Origin of the sequence: Halorubrum salinum, assembly GCF_024494575.1 — an archaeon.
Classification (GTDB): Archaea; Halobacteriota; Halobacteria; order Halobacteriales; family Haloferacaceae; genus Halorubrum; species Halorubrum salinum.
This window is the reverse complement of record NZ_JANHDO010000003.1, coordinates 320,297-346,378: the sequence shown is the minus strand read 5'-3', so window position 1 is coordinate 346,378 and position 26,082 is coordinate 320,297. Positions and strand designations below refer to the sequence as shown.

At 67.5% G+C, this 26,082-nt stretch carries 27 protein-coding genes; 12 read left to right on the top strand and 15 right to left on the bottom strand.

Going from position 1 to position 26,082, the window contains the following annotated elements; genetic code table 11:
* Nucleotides 1-86 precede the first annotated feature (86 nt).
* The 3 genes from NO930_RS10425 to NO930_RS10415 form a co-directional block, all read right to left on the bottom strand.
* On the bottom strand, nucleotides 87-560 hold the full coding sequence (locus NO930_RS10425; protein ID WP_256403419.1) for a redoxin domain-containing protein: 474 nt from the start codon (nucleotides 558-560) through the stop codon (nucleotides 87-89).
* A gap of 124 nt (nucleotides 561-684) precedes the next feature.
* Nucleotides 685-1,188 carry a DUF367 family protein gene (locus NO930_RS10420; protein ID WP_256403418.1) on the bottom strand — a complete coding sequence of 168 codons (504 nt, stop codon included), beginning with the start codon at nucleotides 1,186-1,188 and terminating at the stop codon, nucleotides 685-687.
* 54 nt (nucleotides 1,189-1,242) lie between these two features.
* Entirely contained in the window at nucleotides 1,243-1,539 is a 297-nt protein-coding gene (locus NO930_RS10415) for a DUF7565 family protein (RefSeq protein WP_256403417.1), read from the bottom strand.
* A 143-nt stretch (nucleotides 1,540-1,682) separates the two neighbouring features.
* Here NO930_RS10415 and NO930_RS10410 point away from each other — a divergent pair, with 143 nt between their 5' ends.
* Complete coding sequence (locus tag NO930_RS10410; RefSeq protein WP_256403416.1) at nucleotides 1,683-2,474, top strand: PHP-associated domain-containing protein; 792 nt, start codon at nucleotides 1,683-1,685, stop codon at nucleotides 2,472-2,474.
* Nucleotides 2,475-2,524: 50 nt separating this feature from the next.
* Here NO930_RS10410 and NO930_RS10405 read toward each other — a convergent pair whose 3' ends face one another.
* Both NO930_RS10405 and NO930_RS10400 read right to left on the bottom strand, forming a co-directional pair.
* Nucleotides 2,525-3,025, bottom strand: coding sequence for a metal-dependent hydrolase (locus NO930_RS10405; protein ID WP_137784592.1), 501 nt, complete (start codon nucleotides 3,023-3,025; stop codon nucleotides 2,525-2,527).
* Between the two features lie 108 nt (nucleotides 3,026-3,133).
* Nucleotides 3,134-4,105, bottom strand: coding sequence for a phosphoadenosine phosphosulfate reductase family protein (locus NO930_RS10400; RefSeq protein WP_256403415.1), 972 nt, complete (start codon nucleotides 4,103-4,105; stop codon nucleotides 3,134-3,136).
* A 212-nt stretch (nucleotides 4,106-4,317) separates the two neighbouring features.
* Here NO930_RS10400 and NO930_RS10395 point away from each other — a divergent pair, with 212 nt between their 5' ends.
* Nucleotides 4,318-5,661 (top strand): alkaline phosphatase family protein, encoded by a 1,344-nt coding sequence (locus tag NO930_RS10395; protein ID WP_256403414.1) that lies wholly within the window; start codon nucleotides 4,318-4,320, stop codon nucleotides 5,659-5,661.
* A gap of 88 nt (nucleotides 5,662-5,749) precedes the next feature.
* Here the strand turns inward: NO930_RS10395 and NO930_RS10390 are convergent, their stop codons facing one another.
* The gene (locus tag NO930_RS10390; RefSeq protein WP_137784426.1) at nucleotides 5,750-6,652 is read right to left on the bottom strand and encodes a DUF7847 domain-containing protein; all 903 of its coding nucleotides are present in this window, start codon (nucleotides 6,650-6,652) and stop codon (nucleotides 5,750-5,752) included.
* A gap of 110 nt (nucleotides 6,653-6,762) precedes the next feature.
* On the bottom strand, nucleotides 6,763-8,106 hold the full coding sequence (gene aglM, locus NO930_RS10385; protein ID WP_256403413.1) for a UDP-glucose 6-dehydrogenase AglM: 1,344 nt from the start codon (nucleotides 8,104-8,106) through the stop codon (nucleotides 6,763-6,765).
* 88 nt (nucleotides 8,107-8,194) lie between these two features.
* On the opposite strand from aglM, the gene NO930_RS10380 reads away from it, so the two are divergent.
* From NO930_RS10380 to NO930_RS10370, 3 genes are all read left to right on the top strand, one after another.
* Nucleotides 8,195-8,749 (top strand): TIGR04206 family protein, encoded by a 555-nt coding sequence (locus NO930_RS10380; protein ID WP_256403412.1) that lies wholly within the window; start codon nucleotides 8,195-8,197, stop codon nucleotides 8,747-8,749.
* Nucleotides 8,750-8,849: 100 nt separating this feature from the next.
* The gene (locus NO930_RS10375; protein ID WP_256403411.1) at nucleotides 8,850-9,704 is read left to right on the top strand and encodes a ZIP family metal transporter; all 855 of its coding nucleotides are present in this window, start codon (nucleotides 8,850-8,852) and stop codon (nucleotides 9,702-9,704) included.
* Nucleotides 9,705-9,755: 51 nt separating this feature from the next.
* Nucleotides 9,756-9,965, top strand: coding sequence for a hypothetical protein (locus tag NO930_RS10370; RefSeq protein WP_256403410.1), 210 nt, complete (start codon nucleotides 9,756-9,758; stop codon nucleotides 9,963-9,965).
* A gap of 161 nt (nucleotides 9,966-10,126) precedes the next feature.
* Here the strand turns inward: NO930_RS10370 and aroC are convergent, their stop codons facing one another.
* Complete coding sequence (gene aroC, locus NO930_RS10365) at nucleotides 10,127-11,314, bottom strand: chorismate synthase (protein ID WP_256403409.1); 1,188 nt, start codon at nucleotides 11,312-11,314, stop codon at nucleotides 10,127-10,129.
* 118 nt (nucleotides 11,315-11,432) lie between these two features.
* Between aroC and NO930_RS10360 the strand changes: the two genes are divergently transcribed.
* Both NO930_RS10360 and NO930_RS10355 read left to right on the top strand, forming a co-directional pair.
* Entirely contained in the window at nucleotides 11,433-11,654 is a 222-nt protein-coding gene (locus NO930_RS10360) for a hypothetical protein (protein ID WP_137784224.1), read from the top strand.
* A 110-nt stretch (nucleotides 11,655-11,764) separates the two neighbouring features.
* On the top strand, nucleotides 11,765-12,538 hold the full coding sequence (locus tag NO930_RS10355) for an enoyl-CoA hydratase/isomerase family protein (protein WP_256403408.1): 774 nt from the start codon (nucleotides 11,765-11,767) through the stop codon (nucleotides 12,536-12,538).
* A gap of 166 nt (nucleotides 12,539-12,704) precedes the next feature.
* On the opposite strand, the gene NO930_RS10350 is transcribed toward NO930_RS10355, so the two are convergent.
* Both NO930_RS10350 and NO930_RS10345 read right to left on the bottom strand, forming a co-directional pair.
* A complete protein-coding gene (locus NO930_RS10350) occupies nucleotides 12,705-13,493 on the bottom strand; it encodes an SDR family oxidoreductase (RefSeq protein WP_256403407.1) in 789 nt (262 codons plus the stop codon).
* 177 nt (nucleotides 13,494-13,670) lie between these two features.
* On the bottom strand, nucleotides 13,671-15,020 hold the full coding sequence (locus tag NO930_RS10345; RefSeq protein ID WP_256403406.1) for a nickel pincer cofactor-dependent isomerase, group 22: 1,350 nt from the start codon (nucleotides 15,018-15,020) through the stop codon (nucleotides 13,671-13,673).
* A gap of 102 nt (nucleotides 15,021-15,122) precedes the next feature.
* On the opposite strand from NO930_RS10345, the gene NO930_RS10340 reads away from it, so the two are divergent.
* The 4 genes from NO930_RS10340 to NO930_RS10325 all read left to right on the top strand — a co-directional run bounded on the left by NO930_RS10340 (nucleotide 15,123) and on the right by NO930_RS10325 (nucleotide 20,338).
* Nucleotides 15,123-16,481: a glycerate kinase type-2 family protein gene (locus NO930_RS10340; protein WP_256403404.1), complete on the top strand. Its 1,359-nt coding sequence runs from the start codon at nucleotides 15,123-15,125 to the stop codon at nucleotides 16,479-16,481.
* A 409-nt stretch (nucleotides 16,482-16,890) separates the two neighbouring features.
* A complete protein-coding gene (locus NO930_RS10335) occupies nucleotides 16,891-17,652 on the top strand; it encodes an IclR family transcriptional regulator (RefSeq protein WP_256403403.1) in 762 nt (253 codons plus the stop codon).
* Between the two features lie 104 nt (nucleotides 17,653-17,756).
* Nucleotides 17,757-19,028 carry an MFS transporter gene (locus NO930_RS10330; RefSeq protein WP_137784469.1) on the top strand — a complete coding sequence of 424 codons (1,272 nt, stop codon included), beginning with the start codon at nucleotides 17,757-17,759 and terminating at the stop codon, nucleotides 19,026-19,028.
* A gap of 53 nt (nucleotides 19,029-19,081) precedes the next feature.
* Nucleotides 19,082-20,338 (top strand): CaiB/BaiF CoA transferase family protein, encoded by a 1,257-nt coding sequence (locus NO930_RS10325; protein WP_256403402.1) that lies wholly within the window; start codon nucleotides 19,082-19,084, stop codon nucleotides 20,336-20,338.
* Nucleotides 20,339-20,351: 13 nt separating this feature from the next.
* On the opposite strand, the gene NO930_RS10320 is transcribed toward NO930_RS10325, so the two are convergent.
* Entirely contained in the window at nucleotides 20,352-21,335 is a 984-nt protein-coding gene (locus tag NO930_RS10320) for an NADPH:quinone reductase (RefSeq protein WP_256403401.1), read from the bottom strand.
* Between the two features lie 99 nt (nucleotides 21,336-21,434).
* Here NO930_RS10320 and NO930_RS10315 point away from each other — a divergent pair, with 99 nt between their 5' ends.
* Entirely contained in the window at nucleotides 21,435-21,824 is a 390-nt protein-coding gene (locus NO930_RS10315) for a VOC family protein (RefSeq protein WP_137784756.1), read from the top strand.
* Nucleotides 21,825-21,831: 7 nt separating this feature from the next.
* Here the strand turns inward: NO930_RS10315 and NO930_RS10310 are convergent, their stop codons facing one another.
* From NO930_RS10310 to NO930_RS10295, 4 genes are all read right to left on the bottom strand, one after another.
* Complete coding sequence (locus tag NO930_RS10310; RefSeq protein WP_256403400.1) at nucleotides 21,832-22,158, bottom strand: Zn-ribbon domain-containing OB-fold protein; 327 nt, start codon at nucleotides 22,156-22,158, stop codon at nucleotides 21,832-21,834.
* Nucleotides 22,155-23,354, bottom strand: coding sequence for a thiolase family protein (locus NO930_RS10305; RefSeq protein WP_256403399.1), 1,200 nt, complete (start codon nucleotides 23,352-23,354; stop codon nucleotides 22,155-22,157). Before NO930_RS10305 ends, NO930_RS10310 begins: the two co-directional genes overlap by 4 nt.
* 636 nt (nucleotides 23,355-23,990) lie before the next feature.
* Nucleotides 23,991-25,490, bottom strand: a complete 1,500-nt coding sequence (locus NO930_RS10300; RefSeq protein ID WP_137783732.1) for a tripartite tricarboxylate transporter permease — start codon at nucleotides 25,488-25,490, stop codon at nucleotides 23,991-23,993.
* Nucleotides 25,491-25,988, bottom strand: a complete 498-nt coding sequence (locus tag NO930_RS10295; protein ID WP_256403398.1) for a hypothetical protein — start codon at nucleotides 25,986-25,988, stop codon at nucleotides 25,491-25,493.
* Between the last annotated feature and the right edge of the window lie 94 nt (nucleotides 25,989-26,082).

Genomic DNA, 26,082 nt, shown 5'->3' with positions numbered 1-26,082 from the left:
CCCGTTCGCTCCGCTCACCTGACTCCCGGACGGTGCGCTCCTCGAACGAACTGAGCCGACTGAGAGAAATCTCCGAGCGCGGGGTTTCAGGCCGACTCGGCGGCGGAGAGGACGGCCTCGTAGTCCGGCTCGTTGGTGGGGTCGTCGGCGACCCAGCTGTAGACGACCTCGCCGCCGTCGTCGATGACGAACACGGCCCGGTTCGCGATGCCGTGCAGCCCGAGGTCGGCGATGTCCATCTCAAGGCCGTACGCGCGGATCGCCTCGCCGGCCATGTCGCTCACGAGGTCGAACTCGATCCCGTGCTCATCGCGGAACGCGCCGAGCGAGAACGGCGAGTCAGCGCTGAGCCCGAGAAGCGTCGCGCCGGCCGCCTCGAACTCGTCGGCCCGCTCCTGGAACGCGATCATCTCGTTCGTACACGGCGGGGTGAACGCCCCCGGGAAGAACGCCAACACGACCGGGCCGTCGCCGAGTCGGTCGGTCAGGTCGAACGGTTCGTGGTCGCTCGTGCCAACTGTCGCGGTGAACGTCGGTGCGGTGTCTCCCTCGGTTACCATCACCTACCCGTACGGGCGATCGACCGAAAAATGTTGTCTCACACTCGATCGCCGCCGGTACCGACGATCATCGTCTGTCTCACCGGTTGTCTGCTCGACCGCCCCTCTGTCCCACCGGTCGGCGTCACTCCCGGTCGAGGTACTCCTGTTGGACTGCGACGATCTCGCTCGAATCCTCGCAGTCGGCGTACCGCCGGAGCGGCTCCTCGTTGAGGTCCAGGAACGTCTCGCCCCACGTGAACTTCGCCATGACCCGCTCTGCGTGGTCGGGCTCGCCGAGGATGGCGAGCGCACCGGCGAACGCCTCGACGGTCGTGAGACGCATCGGCCGTCCGAAGTTCACCGGGTTGCCGGCCACGAGGTACGGCAGCGCGCGGTGCTCTCCGGGAAGCGTGAACTGTTTTTCGCCCGCGGATTCCCACGAACAGTCGAGCGCGACGAGCGCGTTCCCGCGAGCGGTCTCGGCGTCGGCCGGCGACAGAGCACGCTCCGCGTGGGGATTGAGGACGACCCCGTACGGGGTCGCGCGGTCGGACCGGTGGAGCGTCGCGAGGTCGAACCGCGCGAGCTTTCGCGCCGTACACTTGTCGGGGTCGTCGTCGCCCTCGTACCGGACGTGCAGGTCCACGGACGGTGTTCGGCTGTCGTCGATATAAACGAAAGGAACGCGCCCGACCGCAGACTACTCCGAGCGGTCCAACTGCTCGACGACGCTCTGGAGGTCCGCTTCCCGTTCGATGTCGCGTTTAATCTCCTCGCGGCGGCGAACGGCGGCGGAGTCCGCGTCGTACGCCCGAACGAACTCGGCGCGGGTGTGCTCGTCGAACGCGTGTCGGATCGCGAAGTAGCCGTCGGGAACGATCGTCCCGCACACCTTACACTCGTGGCGCTGGTGGCCGTTCGTCTGGTGGACGATGGCCGATTCCACGTCGTCGAAGGCGGCGTCACAGCCGTCGATGCCGCACGTCCAGCGGGGCATGTCCGTGTGGTCGCCGCCGAGGGGGATTAACCGTTTCCCCCGCTTCTCGTCGAGCCGGCCGCGGGTCAGGTGTCTGCGGTTCCGCCGCCGCCGCGTGACCGTCGAACGATACGCCTTTGCTCGGCGACGCACACCGTCCACTCGTGACCAGACCGAGAACGCGCGTCGACGCACACGTGAAGGTGCTCGACGACGACGTCGTGGCCCTCGCGAAGGAGCGAGGGATCGACGCGCTCGTGTACGCGCCGCACTTCACCCGCCTGCCGACGATCCGAGACCGTGCGGCGCGGTTCTCAGACGACGACCTCACCGTCGTTCCCGCCCGCGAGGTGTTCACCGGAGACTGGGGCAACCGACGGCACGTTCTCGCGATCGGCCTGTCTGATCCCGTTCCGGATTACATTACCTTTGAGGCGGCGATGGCGGAGTTCGATCGACAGGACGCCGCCGTGCTCGTCCCGCACCCCGGGTTCGCGACCATCTCGCTCACCCGACCGGAGATCGCCGCGCACGCCGACCGACTCTCCGCGGTTGAGACGTACAACACGAAGCTGCTCCCGCACCAGAACGCGCGGACGCGACGGATCGCGGAGGCGACGGGCCAGCCGGGGTTCGGCTCGTCGTACGCCCACCTGCGCGGTACGGTCGGTGAGGCGTGGACCGAGTTCGACGCGGCCCTCGACGGCGTCGACGAGGTCGTCGACGCCTTCCGTACCGGCCTGTCGCGGACGGTCGTCCACCGCGGCGGCGCGGCCCATCAGATCCGCGGGATGGTCGAGTTCGCCCACCTCGCGTACGAGAACACGTGGGAGAAGCTCGACCGGCTCTTTTTATCGGGCGACGAGCCGACGCTTCCGACGAACGTCGCCTACGAGGGGCGGTTCTCCGACGTGAGCGTCTACTCGGGTGCGCTGTCGGATTACCGGCCGAAGTAGGACGCGGCGGCGACCACGGTTCGCGCCGACTGCGGCGCGGCGGCGGCCGGTCAGAGCCCGAGACCGGCCGCGGCCTCGGAGGCGGCCGACAGGTCGAGATCGAGCGTGACGACGTAGGTGTGGAGCGCCCAGAACATCGCGAGTTCGACCGCGGTGACGACGACGGTGACGAGGTCCGCGTACTTGCTGCTCGTCGTCACGCCCGACGGGAGCCCGTACTCCGCGTCCGACAGCGGGTGGAAGAGCGCGATGCCGCGCCGGCTTCCGACCACGTCGAGCACGTAATGTGTTAACACGCCGATCCAGACGTACTGAAGGTTGCCGAACACGATCGGGTACGCGAGGAAGATCCCGAGCACGGGCAGGCTGTGAAGCGTCTTTCGGTGTCGACCGAACGCCGTGTCGACGTCAGGAAACAGCGCGCCCAGGACGATCGGGACGGTGATCTGCGCCGTCGTCCGCACCGTGGCCGCGTCGAGCCCGGGTTCGATGACGACCCCGAGTCCGAGCGCGAGCAAGAGGGCGTTGAGGACGTGGCCGCGTTTGTTCATATCCCGCGGTCGGCGGGGCGGTAAGTGAACCCACCGGATCGGAGTCGTCGGCCACGGCCGGTCGCGGCGTCGGCGATCGAACCCACCTCGGCCGCGACGCCCGGACGCCTACATGTAGCCGAGGTCGCGCAGGCGCTCCATCAGGTCCTCCTTGTCCTGGGCGCGGCCGGCGCGTTCGGTGGTGTCTTCGAGGTTCTGGAGCCACGCGGGCTCCTCGGTCGTCTTCTCCGTGCTGACCTCGCTGCCGAGCGAGCGGAAGCCGGCGAAGTACTTCGGCGAGATAGGGATGTCGGCCTGCGTGACGCCGTCGGGCAGGTCGTCGTCCGCCTGCGGGACGTACCCCTCGTCCGGGAACGCCTCGACGGTGTCGGGGACGACGTACCCCCAGAACGCCTCCCACACGTCGGCCTCCGCGAACTGCAGGATCGGGTGGACCCGGTCGTGCGGCGGGAACAGATCCGGGTCGTGCCGCGGCGAGAAGAACGTCTCGTCGGCGCGGGCCTCCTGTTCGTCCCAGCGCACGCCGGAGATGACGCCGTCGATGTCGTACTCCTCTAAGGCGTCGTTGAGCGCGACCGTCTTCAGCAGGTGGTTGCCGACGTACGTGTCCAAGAGGAACGGGAACGTGTCCTCCTCGTACTCTAAGATGTCGCGGATGTGGTGTTGGTTGTGCTCGGAGAGCGCGTCGACGGGGATGTCGTCGCCCGGCTCTAACCCGTGTTCGTCGACGTACGCGCCCACGTCCTCGTTGCGGGCGTACACCAACTCGATGTCCCACTCGTCGGCCCAGCGCTCGACGAAGTCCGTAATCGAATCGAAGTGCTGGTAGTGGTCGATGAACACCGCGGTCGGCTTCTCGTAGCCGTATTCTTCTGCTACCTGATTGATGAAGTACAGCGTCAGCGTCGAGTCTTTCCCGCCCGTCCACATCACCGCGGGGTTGTCGTACTCTTCGAGCCCGCGACGGGTGACCTCGACCGCCTTCTCGATTTTGTGCTGTAACGACGGGTAGTCGGACGGGTCTTCGCCCTCGCCGTCGTCGTACTCGACGTCGACGCTCGCCGGGAAGTCATCGCTCATACGCCCGATATGTCTCCGCCGGGGTGAATAGGCCTTCTGAATCGGCCGCGCTTGCCACCCGACGCCGACGACGGCGGGTGTCGCCATGGGTCAGCGACCCCGGTCGCCCTCGCTGCCGCTCCGAGACCTCGGTGGATCCTGCCGGATCACCGGCGACGCGGCGTGAATCGCCAGAGCACAAGCGATATGTCGGCGGAAGCGGATTTCCGAGTATGGGACTGTTCGACCGGCTCCGCGGCGACGACGACGGGCGCGTCGTCTTCCTCGGGATCGACGGCGTACCGCTCGACCTCGTCGAGGACCACCCCGACGTCTTCGAGAACCTGACAGACATCGCCGAAGCGGGCTCGGCGGGACGATTAGAGAGCATCGTGCCGCCGGAGTCGAGCGCGTGCTGGCCGAGCCTCACGACCGGCGTCAACCCCGGCGAGACGGGGGTGTACGGCTTCCAGGACCGCGAGATCGACTCCTACGAGACGTACGTTCCGATGGGCCAACACGTGAAGGCGACGCGGCTGTGGGACCGCGTCACCGACGCCGGCCGCGACGCGACCGTGCTCAACGTCCCGGTCACGTTCCCTCCCTCGACGCGGATCCAGCGACAGGTGTCGGGGTTCCTCTCGCCCGATCTCGAATCGGCGTCGAGCGACGAGTCCGTCCGCGAGACGCTGGACGGGCTCGATTATCGGATCGACGTCAACGCCAAGCTCGGGCACGACGACGACAAATCAGCGTTCATCGAAGACGCCCACGAGACGCTGGACGCCCGCTATTCGGCCTTCTCGCACTACCTCGCCGAGGACGACTGGGACCTGTTTTTCGGCGTGTTCATGAGCACCGACCGGGTGAACCACTTCCTTTACGGCGACTACGCGACCGACGGCGAGTACAGATCGGAGTTCTTGGAGTTCTACCGGACGCTCGACGAGTACATCGGCGAGATCCGCGAGACGCTCGACGACGACACGACCCTGCTCGTCGCCTCCGACCACGGGTTCACCCGGCTGGAGTGGGAGGTGAACTGCAACCAGTTCCTCGCCGAGGAGGGATGGCTCACCTACGACGGCGACGACCACGACGCGCTGGCGGACATCGGCGACGACGCGCGCGCCTACTCGCTGATTCCCGGCCGGTTTTACCTCAATCTGGAGGGTCGCGAACCGAACGGTTCGGTCCCGAAATCCGAGTACGAGGCGACGCGCGAGGAGCTCATCGACGACCTCGAATCGCTCACCGGGCCCGACGGCCGACAGGTCTGCAAGCGGATCGTGAAAGGCGAGACCGTCTTCGACGGCGACCACGACGAGATCGCTCCCGACCTCGTCGTCATTCCCGCCGACGGGTTCGACCTCAAGTCCGGATTCTCGGGGAAGGAGGCCGTCTTCACCGAGGGGCCGCGAAACGGGATGCACAAGTTCGAGAACTCGCTTCTGTACGCGACCGATCCCGACCTCGACGTCGGGGGCGCGAACCTCTTCGACGTGACGCCGACGATCCTCGATCTCATGGACGTCGACGTCGACGACGCGCTCGACGGCGAGAGCCTGCTGGCGTAGCCGGCGCGGGCGGGCCCGTACCTACCGCGTCGCTATCGGCTGACGCGTTCGGCCTCCCCGGACCGTCTCGATCGCACCAACACGGCCTCTATGCCGATCCCGAGAGCGACCGGTAGAACGCCACCGAGTAGGTCCCGTAGAACGCGCCCATGACACCGACGACGACGAGGTACACGACGAGACCGACCACGGCGACGGCGGGCGACAGCGCCGGGAGCAGCTCTGCGGCCGGGCTTCCGTCGGCCATTCCGCCGCCGAAGGCGACCGCGGCGATCGCCGACGAGAGGGCGGCGATCCCGCCGAAGACGATCCCGCCGACGAAGAGAACGATCGTGTACCCGAGGGAACTGAGCAGATTCCGCCGGACGAGCCCGGCGCTGCGGCGGAACCCGGCCACGAGGTCGGTCCCGTCGAGGACGACGGCGTGCGCGTAAAACTGGATGAAAAAGGTCACGAGGAGGTACACGAGCAGGAGTCCGAGTCCGACGAGCGCGGCCGCGGCGAGGACGGTCGGGTCGGCACCGAATCCGCCGGTTCCCGTCGCGGCACCGCCAGCGCTCGCACCCGTGCTCGTCGACATCGCGTTCCCGGCCGCGCCGCTCCCGGCGGCGGTGTACGCGCCTCCGAGGACGACCGCCATGGCACCGAAGAAGGCGAGGAAGCCGAACGCGAAGTTCAACGCGAGGAGCACGAGATAGCCGAGCAGCAGGGAGACGTAGTGCTCCTTGCCGACGCTGAGGAAGGTTCCGAGCCGGGTGCGACCCGAGACCGCCTCGTCGGCCATCCCGAGGAATCCGCCCTGCGCGAATGGGAGACCGAGGACGAACACCCCGAACATGCCGATCGAGACGGCGAGCGAGAGCACCGGCATGGACGGCGGCACGAGGAGGTTGGGAAGCTGTGCGACGGCGAAGAGCGCCGCGACGACCACGAGTATCGGGTTCCGAACGATACCACCGACTGCCGGCCGCAGCGATTGGAGGGCTGCCATACGCGATGACACAGAGCGGTGATATATAAAATCGGAGGGAAGCGACCTCGCGTCTCGGCCGACGGCAGGGCGATATCGGGTCGGCCGCGGGCTACTCGGTCGGATGCGCGCTACCAGGTCAGCCCCTCGTACGCGATCCCCTCGCGGCGCTCGATCACTCGCCGACCGTCGACGACGACCGGCGCGTCAGCGCCCGGTGCGGCCGCCATCGCGTCGAACTCACCGTCGAGCGCCGCGAACTCGTCCCAGTCGGTGACGACGAGCGCGGCGACCGCCCCGTCGAGCGCGGCCGCGGCCGAGTCCGCGTACTCGATCGCTCCCGCCTCGAAGTGCGCTCGCATGTTCTCGGCTGCGACGGGATCGTAGCCGACGACCGCCGCATCACGCGCCAGGAGGCCGTCGACGATCGGAATTGCCCGGGAGTTGCGCACGTCGTCGGTGCCGGGTTTGAACGCGAGCCCGAGCACCGCGACGCGCTCGCCGGCCACGTCGGCGCGGTCGTCGAGCAGGTCGAGCATGCGCTCCGGCTGGCCGTCGTTCACCGTGACTGCTGCGCCGAGGAGCGCGGGTTCGTAGCCCGCCTCGCGAGCCGCCGCGCGGATGGCGTCGACGTCTTTGGGAAAGCAACTTCCGCCCCAGCCGACCCCCGAACGCAGGAACCGCGCTCCGATACGGTCGTCGAGCCCGATCGCGTCGGCCACCTCGTAGGCGTCGATCCCGAACTCCTTGCAGATGTTGCCGAGGTCGTTTACGAGCGAGATCTTCGACGCGAGGAAGGCGTTGTTGGCGTACTTTATCATCACGGCCGTCTCGGGGTCCGTCCGGATGGTCGGCACGTCGCCGCCGGCCCCGGCGACGATCGGTTCGTACAGCGACTCCAGCCGCTCCGTCGCCCACGCGGAGTCGGTCCCGAAGACGAGCTTGTCGGGGTGCTGGAAGTCGTCGACCGCCGACCCCTCGCGGAGGAACTCGGGGTTCGTGGCCAGTTCGACGCGGTCTGCGGCGTCGCCCGCGCCCTCGCGGAGGGCCGCTAGGATCTCGGTCACCCCCGGCGGCGTGACCGTGCTCTTGACGACGACGAGGTGGCGGTCGGCGGCGGCGCGGGCAGCGTCGCCGTTCGCGTCCGTCGCGATCGCCTCGCCGGTCATCTCGGCGGCAGCGGTGAGCCCGCCGAGGTCGATGCTGCCGTCCTCGTTCGAAGGCGTGCCTATCGCGAGGAACGTGACGTCGGCGTCGGGCACGCTATCGTACTCGGTGGTCGACTGGAGGCGGTCGCCGGCGTGTTCGGCAAGCAGGTCGTCGAGCCCGGGCTCGTGGATCGGCGCGCGGCCGTCGTCGAGCGCCGCGACCACGTCCGGGTCGATGTCGACGGCGGTCACGTCGTGGCCCGCGTCCGCGAGACAGGCCGCGAGAGTGGTTCCGACGTACCCGCTGCCGACGACGGTGACTCGCATACCGAAGGACCGACCCCGGCAATAAAGAGCGTTGCGCGTCGCTTTCCACTCCGGACCATACTTATTCGCAGGCACCCGAAACGACACCATGCCAATCGGTTCGCCGCCAGCCGATCGATCCGACGACTCCGATGTCGCTCGGTTCCGGGCGCTGGGGTCGTTCGTAGGTGCGCTCTTCGCCGTCGCCCTCCTCGCGGTTCCGATGGCCGTGATCCCCGGAGAGGACGTCACCGTCGTGAGCCTCTGGGGCTTCCTCAACGTCACCGGGACGTCCGACGGAACCGGCGTTGTCGGCGGCGTCGGCGGCTACCCGGTGTGGCGCTACTTCTTCGACCAGCCGCGGGCGTTCTCGACGCTCCCGCCGTCGATCCGCGCGTGGCCGCTCGCGATAGGGTTCCACCTCCTCGCCGCGGGAAGCGCGCTCTCCGGAATCGCGTGCGGGCGCGAGGACCGCCGCGTCACCGGCGGACTCCTCGTGCTCGCCGCGGGCGCGTCCCTCTGGGTGTCGGTCGGCCTCGCGCTGCGGTTCGGCGTCGGAACCACGACGGGATGGTTCACCGTGATCCCGGTCGGCGCGCTCGCGACGGTCGCCGTCGCCGTCTCCGCGTACGGTCGGGACCTCCGCGGGATAGTCGAGGCGTGACGCAGCCGCCGGGCGACGGGGCGGAGGTCTGAGGCAGCGCGGCGCAGCCGGTCCATTTCCAGGGTGCGGTTTTTAAATCGCCGCCGCCCAACTCGGGGACATGACTGACCTCGCCGGCGTGGTTGCGATAAGCGGCGTCGCGGGCGTCGCGACCGGGCTCGGTGCGCTCCCCGTCTTCGTGCGCGATCGCGTCACGCACCGCGTGTACGACGCGGCGCTCGGCCTCGCGGCCGGGCTGATGGTCGCCGCCAGCGTCTTCGGGCTGATCATCCCGGGGATGGATGAGGGAACACTGGCCGCGGTGATGGTCGGCGTCTTCGTCGGCGGCGGCGGGCTCCTCGTCGGCAACTACGCGATTCCGCACCTCCACGCGCAGTACCGCGACTGGCGACCCGAGGGAGGTGCGACCGACCGCGACGCGTCGGGGGTCGGCATTTCAGCCGTCACGTCGACCGCCGCGTCAGGCGCGAGCGGCGGAGTCACGACCGACCCGGACCGCGACGTCACCCTTCGGAAGGCGCTTCTCATCGGCGGTGCGATCACCCTCCACAACGCGCCCGAGGGGCTGGCTATCGGCGTCGCCTTCGCCTCTGGATTGGAGGAGGTCGCGTTGGTGTTGGCGGTCGTGATCGGCCTCCAGAACGTGCCCGACGGGTTCGCGTTCGCGGTGCCGATGGCGGAGACCGGGATGTCGAACCTCCGGGTGGTCTGGTACACGATGCTCTCGGGGGTCGTGCCGCAGGTGGTCGCGTCCGCCTTCGGGTTCCTTCTCGTCTCGGTCGCGACCGGGCTGTTCCCCGTCGCCTCCGGGTTCGCCGCGGGCGCGATGCTCGCCGTCGTGTTCCGAGAGCTGATCCCCTCCTCGCACGGGCACGGCCACGCCGACGCCGCGACGGCCGCCTTTCTCGTCGGGTTCGTGCTGCTCGTCGTCGTCGACGCGGTCGTGGCGGTGTGAGAAGCGCACGGCCGCGAAACGCTTTGGTGGCGGGAGCCGGTCGATCTCGACATGTCCACGACCGTGTCGACGCCTGGGGCCGACGAGACGTGCGCCTACTGCGGGTCACCGATATTCGAGCACGACCCGATATGCGTGCGCGACTGCGAGGAGGACTGCGGCTCGCCCACGTATTTCTGCAACTACGCCTGTCTGTCGGTACACGTCGACGAGAACGACCTCACCGCGGGCGACGCCTGCGAGTGGTCGCCGGGGGTGTGAGTCGGGCGGCGAGCCAGACACAGGAGTCGGAGCGTCGCGGTCGCCGACCGCGACAGCACCTCACGCCTCCCCAGCCTCGGCCTCGCGCGGGCTCCGTCGCGCCCAATTGGGCGCTCGGAGGCGCGCGCCGAACGCGACTGTTGACGTCGCCTTGTCGCCCGCTACTCGTTGTCCGGACTGCTCGGGTGGTAGTCGGTGTCGTACTCGCCCGGCCGCCCGTCGACGCGGTCGGGGTTGATCCGGCCGGCGAGAAGCATGAAGTCGAGGACGGTGCAGTAGAGCATGGCTTCGACGACGGGGACGGCCCGCGGCGGGAGCACGGGGTCGTGGCGGCCGACGACCTGGACCTCCTTCTCCTCGCCCGTCTCCCAGTCGGCGGAGCGCTGCTTCTTCGGGATCGAGGTCGGCGCGTGCCACGTCGCCTCGCCGTAGATCGGCTCGCCCGTCGTGATCCCGCCTTGGAGCCCGCCGTGGTCGTTGCCGACGGGGACCGGATCACCCTCCTCGCTCTCGACCTGATCGAACGACTCGCCGTCGTCGAACGTCCAGTCCTCGTTGCGCTCGCTACCCGTCACGCCGACGGCGTCTTTACCGAGCCCGAACTCGACGCCGGTGGTCGCCGGAATGGAGAACATCGCCCGCCCGAGCCGGCTCGGGAAGCCGTCGAAGCGCGGCGCGCCGAGTCCCCGGGGGACGCCCCGGCACTCGAAGTAGATGGAGCCGCCGATGGAGTCGCCCGCCTCCTGGTACTCCTCGATCAGCTCCTGCATCTCGGCGGCCGCCTCGGGGTCGGCACACCGAACGTCGTTCTCCTCTGAGCGGTCCAGGATCTGCTCGAAGCTCACCTCGTCGGCTTCGACGTCGCCGATCTGGTTCACGTGCGCTTTGATCTCCACGCCGTACTCGGAGGCGTCGAGCACCTGCTCTGCGACCGCGCCCGCGGCGACCCAGTTCACCGTCTCGCGCGCCGAGGAGCGCCCGCCGCCGCCCCAGTTGCGGGTCCCGAACTTCGCGGAGTAGGTGTAATCGCCGTGCGATGGTCGGGGCGCGGTGACGTACGGCTCGTACTTCCCGGAACGGGCGTCCTTGTTCTGGATCACCATCCCGATCGGCGTGCCGGTGGTGTACCCGTCCTGCACGCCGGAGTTGACGACGACCTCGTCGGGCTCGCCGCGCGAGGTCGTGATCATCGACTGGCCCGGCTTGCGCCGGTCGAGCTGCGCTTGAATGGCTTCCTCGTCGAGTTCGACGCCCGCGGGCACGCCCGACACCGTCACGCCCATCGCATCGCCGTGGCTCTCCCCGTAGGTGGTCAGCTGGAAGAGTCGACCGAACCGATTTCCGTTCATACTCCCACGTGTGCCCGGGGGCATATATGGGTTGCAATCCGCACAGGGACGGGCGAGTCCGCGCGGTCGAGACGGAGCGACCGGTGACTGTTTATTAGTCGGCTCCGTTGACCGAAGCGTGCGCGACCGTCTCACCTCTGATCTCGGCGTGTATGCCCTCTCCGGAGTGTTCTCGCTCGTCGTGTTCGCCGTCGCGCTGACGATACTCTCGCGAACGCTTCCGGGGGGGATCGGCTCCCGACAGCTCGTCGGCCTCGTGTTCGGGTACCTGCTCTTCATCGGCGCGTACACGGCCGCGTGGTTCATCTACAGCGAGATCGACAGCCGCGAGGAACTCTGAGACCGAACACGGCGTGGAGACGACCACACCGGAACGGACCGAGCGCCACCCCGTCCGCCTCGGGGTTCCGACTGGCGAACGGTTTTCACGCTCCGCCATGAGCCTCAGGTATGACGTGGGACACTATCACGCTCACCGTCGAGGACGGCGTCGCGACGCTGACCGTCGACCGCCCGGATCAGCTCAACGCCCTCACCGTCGACACGCTGGAAGCGATCGAAGCGGGGCTCGCGGAGGCCGCGGCCGAAGACGCTCGGGCGGTGGTCCTCGCCGGTGCGGGCGAAAAGGCGTTCGTCGCGGGCGCGGACATCTCGTACATGGTCGACCTGTCGACGCCGGAGGCGCAGGCGTACGCCGAACTCGGCCACCGCGTCGCCGACACGATCGAGTCGTTCCCCGCGCCCGTGATCGCCGCGGTCGACGGCTACGCGCTCGGGGGGGGCTGCGAGCTCGCGCTCGCCTGCGACCTCCGGATCGCCGCCGACAGCGCCGTATTCGGACAGACCGAGATCGACCTCGGGATCATCCCGGGGTGGGGCGGCACCCAGCGGCTTCCGGCGCTCGTCGGCGACGAGACGGCGCGCCGCCTGATCTTCCTCGGCGAGCGGATCGACGCCGACGCGGCCGCCGAGTGCGGGCTCGTCGGCGAGGTCGTCGCCGACGAGGCGTTCGACGCCCGAGTCGACGAACTGGCGGACACGCTGGCCGCACAGTCGGCGACGGCGATGCGAGCCGCGAAAGAGGCGCTGAACGCCGCCGGCGACGGCCCGACCGCGGCGGGGCTCGCCGTGGAACGCCGCGCGTGGTCGGGGCTGTTCGGCACGCACGACCAGCGTGAGGGAATGCAGGCGTTCTTAGAGAAGCGCGATCCGTCGTTCGAGTGATCGACAAATACGATACAAAATATGATATGTTAGCACAATACTACCATTTCAGTAATAAAACCGGTAGCGGATAGGCTGGTGTGCGATCGTGTCGCGTTCGGCCGTTCGCGATCGGCTGTCAAAAACGGTTCAGGGCGGTGTCCGAAGACGCGGTCGACCGCGCCCGCTAGAGGTTCGACTGCGTCGAGCCGCCGTCGATGGGAAGGGCGGCACCGTTGATGTATCCCGACTTCGGCGAGGAGAGGAACGCGACGGTGTTGCCGAGTTCCATCGGGTCGCCGACGCGTTCGAGCGGATTCTGTGCCCACTCGTCGAGTCCCTCCTCGTAGGAGTCGTACTCGCCGCGTTCGAGCGCGGCGTTGACGAGGTTCTCGATCCGAGAGGTCTCGTGTGAACCGGGGAGCACGGCGTTCGCTCGGACATCCGGTGCGAACTCCTTCGAGAGCGTCTTTTCGAGACCGATGACGCCCATGCGGACGGAGTTCGACAGCACGAGACTGTCGATCGCCTCCTTGACGCTGCTCGACGTGATCGTGACGATCGTCCCGCCGTCGCCCTCGCTGAGGTACGGCTCCGCCTCGCGGGCGAGCCGCACGACGCTCATCACCAGCAGCTCGTAGGCGTCCTCCCAGTCGTCGTCGTCGGTGTCGAGGAACGCGCCCGACGGCGGACCGCCCGCACTGGTGACGAGGTGGTCGATGGTCCCGAACTCGTCGACGGTCCGCTCCACGAGCGTTTCGATGTCGTCAGGGTCAGTCAGATCGCCCGACTGCGCGACGACTTCGCCCGATGCGACGGCCTCGATCTCTTCGAGGGCGTCGGCGAGTCGATCCTCGTCGCGACCGTTGATCACGACGTCTGCCCCCTCACGAGCGAGCGCCTTCGCCGACGCCTTGCCGAGTCCGCTTGACGACGCGGTGACGAGCGCCGCGTTGCCGTCGATAGCTAGATCCATGTCGATTCAACTGTCTGGAGTTGGGCGGGAAAGCGTTTCCATACAGGCAAATCGGCTCCGCACCTCACCGCCCCCGACGGCCGCACGTGAGCCATACTACTCAGTTTTAAATAATACATTGTATTCTGATACTTTTGCACGGTCCGAGGGCGACGGGCGTTCGGATCTCCCCCGAACTCAGGTGTCGACGTCGCCCGTCTCGTGCGGGGTCGGTGCCGCGAACGCCCCGCCGTCGAACTCGATCGGCGTCGGCTCGGCGACGACTCGCAGGTCGGCGCGGTCGCGGGCCGCCTCGACGAGCGCGGGCGACGCGTACAGCCGATCGAGCCGCATCGTGTCCGTGGCTCTGAGCACCCGCACCGTCTCGGGGTCGACGACGCCGACCGTCGACAGCGACGCGACGAGGCCCGCGCGGTCGGTCTCCACGACCGGCGGGAGGCGGACGCCCCGCGTCGTGCTCGCCGTGATCGCGTTGATGAGCGAGGTCGAACTGTCGAGTTCGGCGGCGAGGTCGCGATGGACGAAGTCCGCGGACCCCATCCCCATCGCGTTCCCGTGGGTGGTCTCTGTCAGTCCCCGGACGAAGATGCGCTTGATGTCGGGGCGCTCGGGGGCGGGCTCGTTGATCGCGAACGGTCGCCGACCGATCACGTTCGTGTCCATACCCTGTCCGCTGACGTCTTTTCCCTGCCGGTCGAGGACGAGCACGTCCACGTCGTCGAAGGGAACGGTCGGCAGGAGGTCGTAGGCGCGTTCTAACAGCTCTGCCTCCCGATCCAGAAAGCCGGACGGGGGGACGCCCTCGATCAGCGCCGTGTCGTCGAACTGGTCTTCGACGATAGCCACCCCGCCCGCGACCGGCAGCTCGGCGAGCAGTTTCCCCGTGATCTCCGGGATCATGTTCCGGAAGCTCCAGTCTATCGCCCACTCGTGTGCCGTCTTCGCGCCGCGCTGTTTCCCCATCCCGATCACGAGCATCTTCGAGAGGCCGCTCTCGACGGGCCCGTCGTAGTCGGTGTGGGGTTTCACCCGGTTGACGGGCACGATGGCGTCGGCCGCGGCCGCGTTCGCGTCGGCGTACACGGGAACGCCCCGGTCGTCGGTCTCGCCGACGCGGACGACCTCCATGCTCGACCGGATCTCACAGCCGATCGCGTCCTCCGTGACGCCGAGCGATTCGAGCATCTCGCGTTGTCCCTCGCCCGTCGCACCGCCGTGGCTCCCCATGGCCGGAAACACGAACGGGTCGTATCCCGCGTCCCGAACCGCCCCGACGACGCCCCGTACGATAGAGGAGAGGTTCGCGATCCCGCGGCTTCCGGCACCGACGGCGACCTCACCTCCCTCTGGCACGTCGTCGAAGTCGAGCGATTCGACCGCCTCGGCCGCGGCCGACTCGACGCGGTCGCTCGGTATGGGGTCGGTGTTCCAGACGCGCTCTATCAGTCCGAACTCCGGCAGCGGGGTATCGCCGCAGGCTTCGAGGACGGTCGCTTCGGGCACGACGAGGTCGTCGAGTGTGTCCATGGATACGACTCCGACGCGGTCGACATAAGCGTGGGGGCCTCACCGGACGGCGACACTCGTACGAGGGTCAACGTTTATGAGGAGACCCGCGGAAGTGCTCGTATGTTCGACCGCGACGACGTCGGCGGCGACGACAGTGACACCGAAGGACACGGGGAAGAGCCCCGCCGAGTCGCGCTCGACGCGCTCGAAGCCGGCGTCGACGCGGCGCATCCCCGGTCGGTGATCGCGGAAGACGTGACGCTCGACGGTGAGACGCTCCGCGTTGCCGACCAGACCGTCGACCTCTCAGGGTACGACGAACTGCTCGTGTTCGGCGGCGGCAACGCCGCCGGCCGGGTCGCGGCCGCGCTCCACGATCGGCTCGGCGACCGCATCGACGGCGGCGTCGTCGTCACCGACGACCCGGCACCGGCGGGGCCCGTCGAGATGGTCGAGGGTACCCACCCGCTTCCGAGCGAGTCGAACGTGACCGGCGCGCGCCGGCTCCTCGACCGCGCCCGCGAATGCGACGCGGACACGCTCGCGCTCGTCGCGGTCAGCGGCGGCGGAAGTGCGCTTCTCACCGCTCCGAGCGGCGACATCGGCCTCGAGGCACTCACCGACCTCACCGACTCGCTGCTCCGGAGCGGAGCGCCGATCGAAGCGATCAACACGGTCCGACGCGCCGTCTCGGACGTCAAGGGCGGCGGTCTGGCCGCCGCGCTCGCCCCGGCGACGGCGATCGGTCTCGTGTTCAGTGACGTAACCTCGGACGATCCCGCCGTCGTCGCCAGCGGCCCGCTGTCGCCGAACCCGACGACCGCCGCCGACGCTCTGGACGTCCTCGGCGACTACGACGTCGACGCGCCGAGCGCAGTCGTCGAATACCTCGAATCGAAGACTGGTGCGACGGACGACTCGGGGCCGGGCAACGCCGCATCGGCGGCGTTCGACCGCGTGTCCGTGCACATCCTCGCCGACGGGTTCACGGCGCTCTCGGCCGCGGCCGCGGCGTGTAACGACGCCGGCTACGAGTCGCTGATCCTCTCGCGGTCGGTCCGTGGGGAGGCACGCGAGGCCGCGAAGACGCACGTCGCGCTCGCGGAGGAGGCACAGATAACGGGGAATCCGGTCGACCCGCCGGCCGTCGTCCTCTCCGGCGGCGAGACGACGGTGACGGTTCGCGGTGACGGGACCGGCGGACCGAACCAGGAGTTCGCGGTGAGCGCCGCGCTCGATCTGCCCGACGGGGTCGTCCTCGGTGCCATCGACACCGACGGTATCGACGGTGCGACGGACGCCGCAGGGGCGCTCGTCACCGGAGAGACCGTAGCGAGCAGCGAGGACGCGCGCGAGGCGACCGCCGCGCTCGCCGATAACGACGTGTACCCGTACCTCGACGAGCGCGGCGCGCTCCTCGTCTCGGGCGTGACCGGAACCAACGTCAACGATCTCAGAGTGCTCGTCGTCACCGAGTAACTGCCGTCTGAGGTCCCCGGCGAGCGTTTTATTCTTTCGCTGGAGGTGAAATCCCACATGTCGAAACGCCATCTCGGCCGCCCGTTAGCGTCGCGAACTCGTCGGACAGCCGGTGGCCGTGTCTGACCGTCCCGTCGATAGAACCGCGGAGAAATTACAACAGTACGTCTGTAATTTCGAACCCACCGCGAAGGGAGATGGCCCGTTTCGGCGGCCCGCGTTCGACACGCCGCCGGACGGTTCGCGACTCACCGCCAACGAGACGTGATCTACTCTACAAAATTCTGTATACTCGGACTTGCCGCTCTCGTATCCGTCTTATCGGCGACACTGGGTCGCACACGTGCCGAATAATTGCGTACTCTCCGAGTTACCGGGAAGTTAAGTATCCACTAACGATAGGACGGGCATGGAAAACACGCCCAAATCGGTCGCCAAAACGACTGAAACGTCGTTGCAGATCGTCGAAGTGCTGCGCGGCACCGACGGCATGACGATCGCCGAATTATCCGAGCATATAGAATTAGCGCCGAGCACGGTCCACCGACACCTCACGACGCTCAAGAAGCACGGTTACGTGGTTCACGACGGTGACGTCTACGCGCTCGGTCTCCAGTTTCTCACGGTCGGCGGGCAGATACAGCGGCGCGTGACCGCGTATCCGATGATCAAAGAGAAAGTCGACGCGCTCGCGGACGAGACGGGCGAGCGCGCGCAGTTCCTCGTGGAGGAGAACGGAGAGCGGGTGTACCTCTACACGGAGGTGGGACAGAGCGCGGTCCAGACCGGCGCACACGTGGGCAAGCGCGGGCCGCTCCACACGAGCGCGGCCGGGAAGGCGATCCTCTCGAACTACGACCGGGACCGCGTGGAATCGATCATCGACGCCCGCGGACTCGACGGCGTCCACGGCGGCAGCGTCACCCGTGAAGAGCTATTCGAGGAACTGGAACGTGTCCGAGACCGCGGGTACGCGTTCAACCGACAGGAGACGACGGCGGGCGTTCACGCGGTCGGTGCCCCCGTCACGGCCGACGGCGAGGTGATAGGTGCGTTGAGCGTCGCCGGTCCGGCGAGTCGAATCACCGACGACCGGTTCACCGAGGTGCTTCCAGAGCGCATCCTCGGCGCGGTGAACGAGCTGGAACTGTACATCGAACACTCCGTGTAAGCCGGCCTCGAACCACGTCGGAGCGGGGCACGCGCCGCGGTCGGACCGGCGACGTCTTGGCACTGCCCTGAATTTTATTTACCTGCTTTGTGGACGTTCGATCAATGAACGAAAACGACCGCGCGCTCGTGCAGTTCACCGCCCTCGCACACGGGCTATTTCATACGTACGAACTCTCGATTCCGCTCTTCGTCGGCCTCTGGATGGCGGAGTTCGGCGTATCTGCCGCGGTCATCGGTGCGGTCGTGAGCGTCGGCTACGGCGTCATCGGCGTCGGTGCTCCGGTGAGCGGCGTGCTCTCGGACCGCCTCGACGCGCGGCGGCTGATATCGGGGGCCGTCGTCGGGATGGGGATCGGGTTCGGCGTCGTCGCGCTCGCGCAGGGACCGCTCACGCTCGGAGCAGCCGTGCTGTTGTGGGGGTGTTTCGCGAGCGTCTATCACCCCGCCGGCCTCTCTCTCATCAGCCGGACGGCCGACGCTCGCGGGACCGTGTTCGCGTACCACGGCGTGGGCGGAAACGTCGGAACCGCCTTCGGACCGCTCCTCACGGCGCTGCTCCTGATGTTCGTCGACTGGCGGCTCACGGCCGGCGTGCTCTCGGTCGTCGCGGTCGCCGTCGGCGTGGCCGGGACGCAGATCGAGTTCGACGTCGGCGGCGAGACCGACGGCACGGCAGCGGACGGTGGCGAGTCGGGTAACGGCACAGACGAACCCGATCCGGTCGGCGACGACTCGGACGAGACCCCGGTGTCTATCGCCGCCGAACTCCGACAGATGGCCACGTCGTCTCGCGCGCTGTTCGGGACGGCGTTCACCGTCGCGTTCGTCGCGGTGCTGCTGTACGGGGTGTACTATCGCGGGCTGTTGACGTTCCTCCCCGACGTGCTCGCGGAGTCGCCGGCGCTCGCTCCCGTCGAACTGCTCGGACAGACGGTCCAGCCCTCCCAGTACGTTTACACCGCGCTCTTGACCGTCGGGATCGGCGGCCAGTACGTCGGGGGACGCCTGACCGATCGCGTCCCGAGCCGCACGGCCTTCCTCGGCTTCTTCGCGGCGCTTTCCGTGCTCGCGCTCTCGTTCCCGCTCGTTCGCGAGGTGGGAACCGTTCCGCTCGTCGGAATCTGTCTCCTCCTCGGCTTTTTCGTCTACGGTACCGCCCCGATCTATCAGGTGGTCGTCTCGGAAGAGGCCCCCGACGAAGTGCAGGGGCTCTCCTACGGGTTCACGTACCTCGCGATGTTCGGCGTCGGAGCGCTCGGCGCGTCGATCGCCGGCTTCGTGCTCACGAACGCGACGAGCGCCGTGCTGTTCTCCGTGCTCGGCGTCGTCGCCGGACTCGGGGCGCTCACCGTGGTCGCGCTGCGGCGGGCGTAGGGGTCGCGAGCGTCCCTCCCAACATTTATGCCGTCGTCCGCGGAGTATCGAATGTGAGCTCAACCGACAAGCAACAGCGTTTATTAGAAGAGATCGTCGTGGTCGACCTGACGACGTTCGTCACGGGCGGCTTCGCGACGATGATGCTGGCGAATCAGGGCGCGGAAGTGATCAAAGTCGAGCGGCCCGGCGTGGGCGACGACAGCCGCTACTCGGGGCCGCCGTTCGTCGACGTGGACGAGTACGAGGGTCCCGGACGGGCCGCGGCCGAGGAGGGCGAGTCGCCGTACTTCTGGACGGTTAACTACGGCAAACAGAGCATCGAGCTGAACCTGAAGAAAGACGAGGGGATTCAGGCGCTGTACGACCTCGTGTCCGAGGCGGACGTCGTCGTCGAGAACTTCCGGCCGGGAACCGCCGCTCGGCTCGGCGTCGACTACGAGACGCTCCAAGAGCACAACGACGACCTCGTCTACTGCTCGATCTCGGCGTTCGGCGAGACGGGACCGTGGAGCGACCGCCCCGGGTACGACCTCCTCGTACAGGGGATGAGCGGCATGATGGACGTCACCGGGTATCCCGACGCGCCGCCGGCGAAAGTCGGACTCCCGCAGACGGACCTGATCACCGCGATGTGGTCGGCGTTCGGTATCGTCACGTCGCTGTACAACCGCGAGCGGACCGGAGAGGGAGAGCGCGTCGAGTTGGGGATGCTCGACGCCGCGCTCCCGTGGCTCACGAAGCAGGCGGGAAAGAGCTTCGTCGGCGAGGAGACCTCGCGGATGGGGACGAAAGACCCCGTGCTCGCCCCCTACCAGATGTACTCGACGGCCGACGGCTACCTCAACGTCGCCTGCGGCAACCAGAAGCTCTGGGAGGAGTTCTGCGCCGGCATCGGCCGCGAGGACCTCGCGACGGACGACCGGTTCGAGACGAACTCCGCCCGCGTGAACAACATGGACGAACTGGAGGCGGAGCTGTCCGACGTCCTCGAAACGAAGCCGACCGACGAGTGGGTCGAACTGCTCGCCGAAGAGCGCGGGCTCCCCGTCGGCCCCGTCTTCGACGTGGACGAGGCGCTCGACAACGAGCAGGTCAACGCCCGTGGCGTGGTCGACTCGATCGACCACCCCGCGGCCGGCGAGATCCCCGTCATCGAGCACCCGCTCAACTACGCGGAGGCCGACGCCGGGTTCGATAAGGCCCCGCCGCTGCTCGGTGAGGACACGGTTCGCGTGTTGCAGGCGGTCGGCTACGACGACGACCGCATCGCGGCGCTGGTCGAAAACGACGTGATCCCGGAGCCCTGAGCGGCGCGCGCGATCAGCGCGTCGTATCGAGCACCACTTTTCCGAGCGTTCCCGAGGCGGACAGCCGAGAGAGCGCCTCCGGAACCGCCTCCAGTCCGAAGACCGAGTCGATCTCGACGGAGAACGTCCCGTCCGCGAGCAACTCGCCGACGCGTTCGAGGATCGCCGCCTGATCGCCTGAGGAGGCCACGATCGACATGAACCGCAGGTCCGCGTCCGCCTGTTTCGCCGCCATCGGCAGGCCGCCGTCCAGCGTGATCGGTCCCTCCTCGCCGATGGCGACGATCCGGCCGCCGCGCGAGAGGCAGTCGAGGTTCGCGTCCAGATGCGCGTCGGCGTGCGGGTCGAACACCACGTCGACGCCGCGGCCGTCGAGCGCCGCGCCGATCTCGCCGCCGAGGTCGTCGCTCCGGTAGTCGACGACGGCGTCGGCTCCGAGCGACCGCGCGAACGCCGCCGGCTCGCCCTCGCGCGCGGTGCCGACGACGGTCGCGCCCGCGGCGGCCGCGACCTGCACCGCAGCGTGTCCCACCCCGCCGGACGCGCCGTGAACGAGCGCAACGTCGCCGAGGCGGAGGTCGCCGCGCGTCACGAGCGCGCGCCACGCGGTCGCGAACGCCATCGCCGCGGCCGCGCCTTCCTCGAACGAGACGGCCTCCGGCAGCGGCGCGAGCTGGTCCGCCGGCGCGACCGTGTACTCCGCGTACGTGCCCGGCGAGAACAGACCGAGTCCGGTCGCGAACACGCGGTCGCCCGGCTCGACCGCCGTCACGCCCTCACCGACGGCCTCGACGACGCCGGCGAGGTCCGACCCGCCGACGTGCGGTAGCCCGGACGGGGGACGCACGTTCCCCTCGCGGACGTACGTGTCGATCGGGTTGACGCTCGCGGCCTCGATCCCGACCAGCACTTCTCCCCGTGCGGGCGTCGGTTTGTCGACCGTCTCCAGTGTCAGAACGCTCTCGTCTCCGTGCTCGTGGTAGCGAACGGCGCGCATACCGTTCAGTGTGCGAACAGTGACCAAAGCGTTGTGGTAGCGGTGGTTCGCCGATCCGCCATGAGATAGCTTTTTGCTTGTGTCTCCCAAGCATACATCATGCACGTCAGCGGCCTCGACCACCTGGTGTTGACCGTCACGGACGTCGAACGGGCGGTGTACTTCTACGCGACCGTCCTCGGCGGAACCCCGGAGACCTTCGACGGCGGTCGGCGAGGGGTGTCCTTCGGCGATCAGAAGATCAATCTCCATCCGGCAGGTGACGAATACACGCCTCACGCAGCGGAGCCGACGGCCGGAAGCGGCGATCTCTGTCTCCTCGTCGAGGACTCCGTCGAAGAACTCCGACGCGAACTCCGCGAGTACGGGGTGGCGATCGTCCACGGTCCCGTAGAGAAGGTCGGGGCGCGCGGACGCATGGAGTCGGTCTACGTCCGGGACCCTGACGGCAACCTCGTCGAACTGGCGCGGTACGACGGGGATACGTAAGTACCGGTCACTCCACGGCGACGAGCCGAGCTCCTCGCAGCGTCCCGTCGTCCGTGACGCGGAGGTCGTGGCCGCCCTGTAACCGCACCGCGTCGCCGATACTCAGGCCTTCATCGAGCTGTGCGACGACGTTCGCGCCGCCGGGGAACGCGGCGAGCCCGAGCCGGTTCGGCTCGCGAACCCCCTCCGGCGTGACGTGAACGGTCGTCACCGAACGGAGTTCGCCCCGTCCGGCGTCGACGCGGTCGAACGCCGACCCGCCGCACTCCAGACATCGCCGCTTCTCGTAGTAGGTTCGCCGGCCGCACTCGCGGCACTCCAGTAGCTGCGTCACGCGTCCGCCTCCAAGAGCGTGCAGACGGCGTTGTTTCCGAACCCGGCGACGTTCACGGCGAGCCCCCGTTCCGCTCCGTCGACGCCCCTCCCCTCGGGAAGGTCGCCGCGAAGCTGCCAGACGAGTTCGACGACCTGCGAGACGCCGGTCGCGCCGAGCGGGTGCCCGCGGGCCTTGAGCCCGCCGCCCGGGTTCACGGGGAGCGCCCCGTCGAGTGCGGTCTCACCGTCGCGGGTGAGACGCCACGCGTCTCCCTCCGGTGCGAGCCCCAGCTCCTCCATCTCCAGCCATTCGAGGATGCTGAAGGCGTCGTGAATGCAGGCGACGTCTATCGCCTCCGCGCCGAACCCGGCGGACTCGTAGGCGTACTCGCCGGCGAGCCTGACGCTCTCGATTTCGAGCGGGTCGGTGCGGTCGGCGACCGCGTGAGTACCAGTCGCGCTCTCACAGGCAGCCACGGAGACCGCGTTCGGCGTCGGCTCGGCCGTGATCAACACCGCGGCGGCACCGTCGCTCGTCGGACAGCAGTCGTAGAGCCGCAGCGGCGAGGCGACCGCGGGCGAGTCGAGGACGTCGTCGACGTCGATCCGTTTCCTGAACTGCGCGTACTCGTTTTTCGCCGCGTTGGCGTGGTTCTTCACCGAGATCCGCGCGAGGTCGCGGCGGTCCGCGTCGTACGCGTCGAGGTACGCGGCGGCCGCGAGGCCGCCGAACGACGGCAGGGTGACGCCCTGTTCGTACTCGCGGTCGTGCGTGATCCGACTGATTATCTCGGTCGCCGTCGCGGTGTCAGCGCTCGACATCTTCTCACCGCCGACGGCCAGTGCGTGCGTGCTGTGGCCGCCAGCGACGGCCTCGAACGCACTCTGAACGGCGCTCGCGCCGCTCGCGCTGGTGTTTTCTATCCGACGTGCGGTGACGCCGGTCAGTCCGAGGCTCCCGGTGAGCGCGTTCGCGAGGCCCGAGCGCTCGTTGAACGCTTCCGCGGCCATGTTTCCCACGTGGACCGAATCGACCGTCGACGCGTCGCACTCGGCGTCGTCGAGCGCGCGTTCGGCGGCCGCGAGAAGGAGGTCGATGAGGGGGCGGTCGTCCGCGCTCGCGAACTCCGTCATACCGACGCCGGCGATAGCCGGGGGATCATCGAGACCCAGTGATGCGTCTGGCACCCCTGCGTCCCGGTGCTGGGCAGTCATCGTGTGTACGAAGGTAGCAACCAAGTATGTATATAAGTATTGTTCGTGCCATCTGCCGACGACATCGGGCCGTGACTCGCGTGAACGGGGAACAATACGAACACACCGCCGCAGTCGCCGGCGATGAGCGAGCCGACGCGGCGAGGGAGTCGTGGATGTTTACGGCCACACGTTCGGTCGCCGACCCATACCGGCGAGTAAGGGCGTGAGGCCGCCCGTGTGTCGACATTCCCGATCAGGTTTCTTTACGAGTTCGGTCGTCGCTCGCGCGTATACGGTCGATAACCACACGTGATATCGTCGTTCGTCGACGAAATCATCGACATTCGTGGCCGTATCTATGTGGATCGTTGTGGATCGTTACTGCCACTGCTGCTCTCCGTTAGGTGAGCCGTCGAGCGGTGCGGCCGTCCGACGGCGTCATCGCCCCGTCGACGGAACATTCGAACTAACATTAACGTCACTGATAGTTACGGCCGTTCTGTCGTTCGACCGTCTCCTCGCACAGCGATCGAGCCGGTGAAGACGTCCGTCGTGAGCGTCGATCGGACACGGTCCGGGCGTCGAAAAAAATCGAATCGAAGCGGAAATCGGTGAGACGACCGAAGCCGACTGCTCCGAGGTGGGAGCGTCGTGCTACCTGAAGTTGTTTATCGCGTTCTTCACGTACGGCCCGACGAACGGCCCGATCAGCACCACGATGATCAGGATGGAGATGCTGAGCGTGAGCGGCCGACTCGGGTTGACGAAGATTCCGTATCCGCCGCCCGACAGCTGGAGCGAGCGGAAGAAGTTCTCCTCGGCTATCGGCCCCAGAACGATTCCGAGGACGAACGCGATCACCGAGTACTTGTACTTCACCATGTAGTAGCCGATGATCCCGAGCGCCAGGACACCGAAGGCGTCGAACCAGTTCCGGCGCAGGCTGAACGCCCCGATGAACGACAGCACGATGACCATCGGGATGATGATGTCGGTGTCGATCTTCGTGATCGCGCTCGCGTACGGGATGACCGAGTACCCGACGGCGAGGATGAGGATGTTACCGAGGAACACCGAGACGAACAGCGCGTACGTGATGTGGAGCTGTTCGCCGAACAGCTGCGGACCGGGCTGGAGCCCGTGCATCAGGATTCCGCCGAGGAACACCGCCGTCGAACCGCTCCCGGGAATACCGAACGAGAGCGTCGGGACGAGCGACCCGCTGACTGTCGGGTTGTTCGCTCCCTCGGGGGCGATGATCCCGCGGGGATCACCCTCACCGAAGATACCGTCTGCCGCCGAGGAGCGCGCCTCCTCGGCGTACGCGACGAACGTCGACGTGGTCGCGCCGGATCCGGGGACTGCACCGATCAGCATCCCGATGATGCCCGCTTTGATGGTCGTCTTGGGATACTGGAACACCGTCTTGATCCCGTCGGTGATGCTGCCCGTGATACCGACGGCGTCTTCCGCGATCTGGTCTTGGACCGCGAGTTTCATCATCTCCGCGAACGCGAACATTCCGATAAGCGCGGCGACGAAGTTGATCCCATCGTACAGCGCGAGCTGACCGAACGCGTAGCGAGGGGTCGGGGACATGATCGCGACGCCGATAGTCGAGATCATGAAGCCGAACGCGCCCGCCACGATCCCCTTGACGATAGACCCGTCCGCGACGATCGTGATGAGTGATATTCCCAAGATCGCGAGTAAGAAGTACTCGACCGACCCGAATAAGAGTACTACCTCGATGAGGATCGGTGAGATGAGGACGAGAAGGATCGCGGCGACGAACCCGTTCAGCGCGGAGGCCGTCGTCGCGATCGCGAGTGCGTTCTTCGCGAGTCCCTTCTTCGCCATCGGATACCCGTCGAGCGTCGTCGCGGCCGCCGACTCGGTTCCCGGCGCGTTCAACAGGATCGCCGCGATACTCCCGCCGAACATCGCACCACTGTAAATGGAGATCAGGAGGATGAGCGCCGGCGTCGGATCGAGGGGGACGGTGAGCGGCAGAACGATCGCCATCCCGACCGGCGACCCGATCCCCGGTAGCGCACCCATAACGATTCCGGCGAGCAGTCCGGCGGCCATCCAGCCGATGACCGGCCAGCTGACCGCGATCAAAATGCCTTCGACGAGACTACCGACCGCCATCTATAGTCCCCCCGTGAACACTATCGCTCCCTGGTCGAACGGCATGAGCAGGAAGACGATGAATCCGTATACGATGACCGTCGCGAGCGCGGCGAGGAAGGCCCCCTTGTACATCTTCACCCGGAACCACGTGGTGTACGAGAACACGAAAAGCGGCGTTACGTAGAGGAACCCCGCCGCCCACCCGAGCGCGAAGTAGATGCTCGAGAAGATGATCATGATGACGGTGTTGTTGATGTTGATCCCCCACTTCTCGTGGAGCGGTACCTTCGCGATGTCCTCTGAGGTACCGTCTTCTTCGTCCTCGGTGTCGACGTACTTCTCGTCGATGTCGGCCTGTTCGGCCTTGCTCTTCTCGATGGCGTCGACGCCTTCGGTTTGTTGCTCCTCGAAGCTCTCCGTCATGCTCACGTCCTCGCCGACGAACCGCTGGATCGGTCCGGGGAGATAGTTCTGAATGAGGATGAGGAACGATCCGATCCCGACGACCTGTGCCATAAGCTGCGGGAAGATCGCCGCGTTTTGGGGATAGTCTTTGAGTATCGGGTCCACGTAGAATACGATGGACAGCCCGATGAGCGTTACGAGCAGT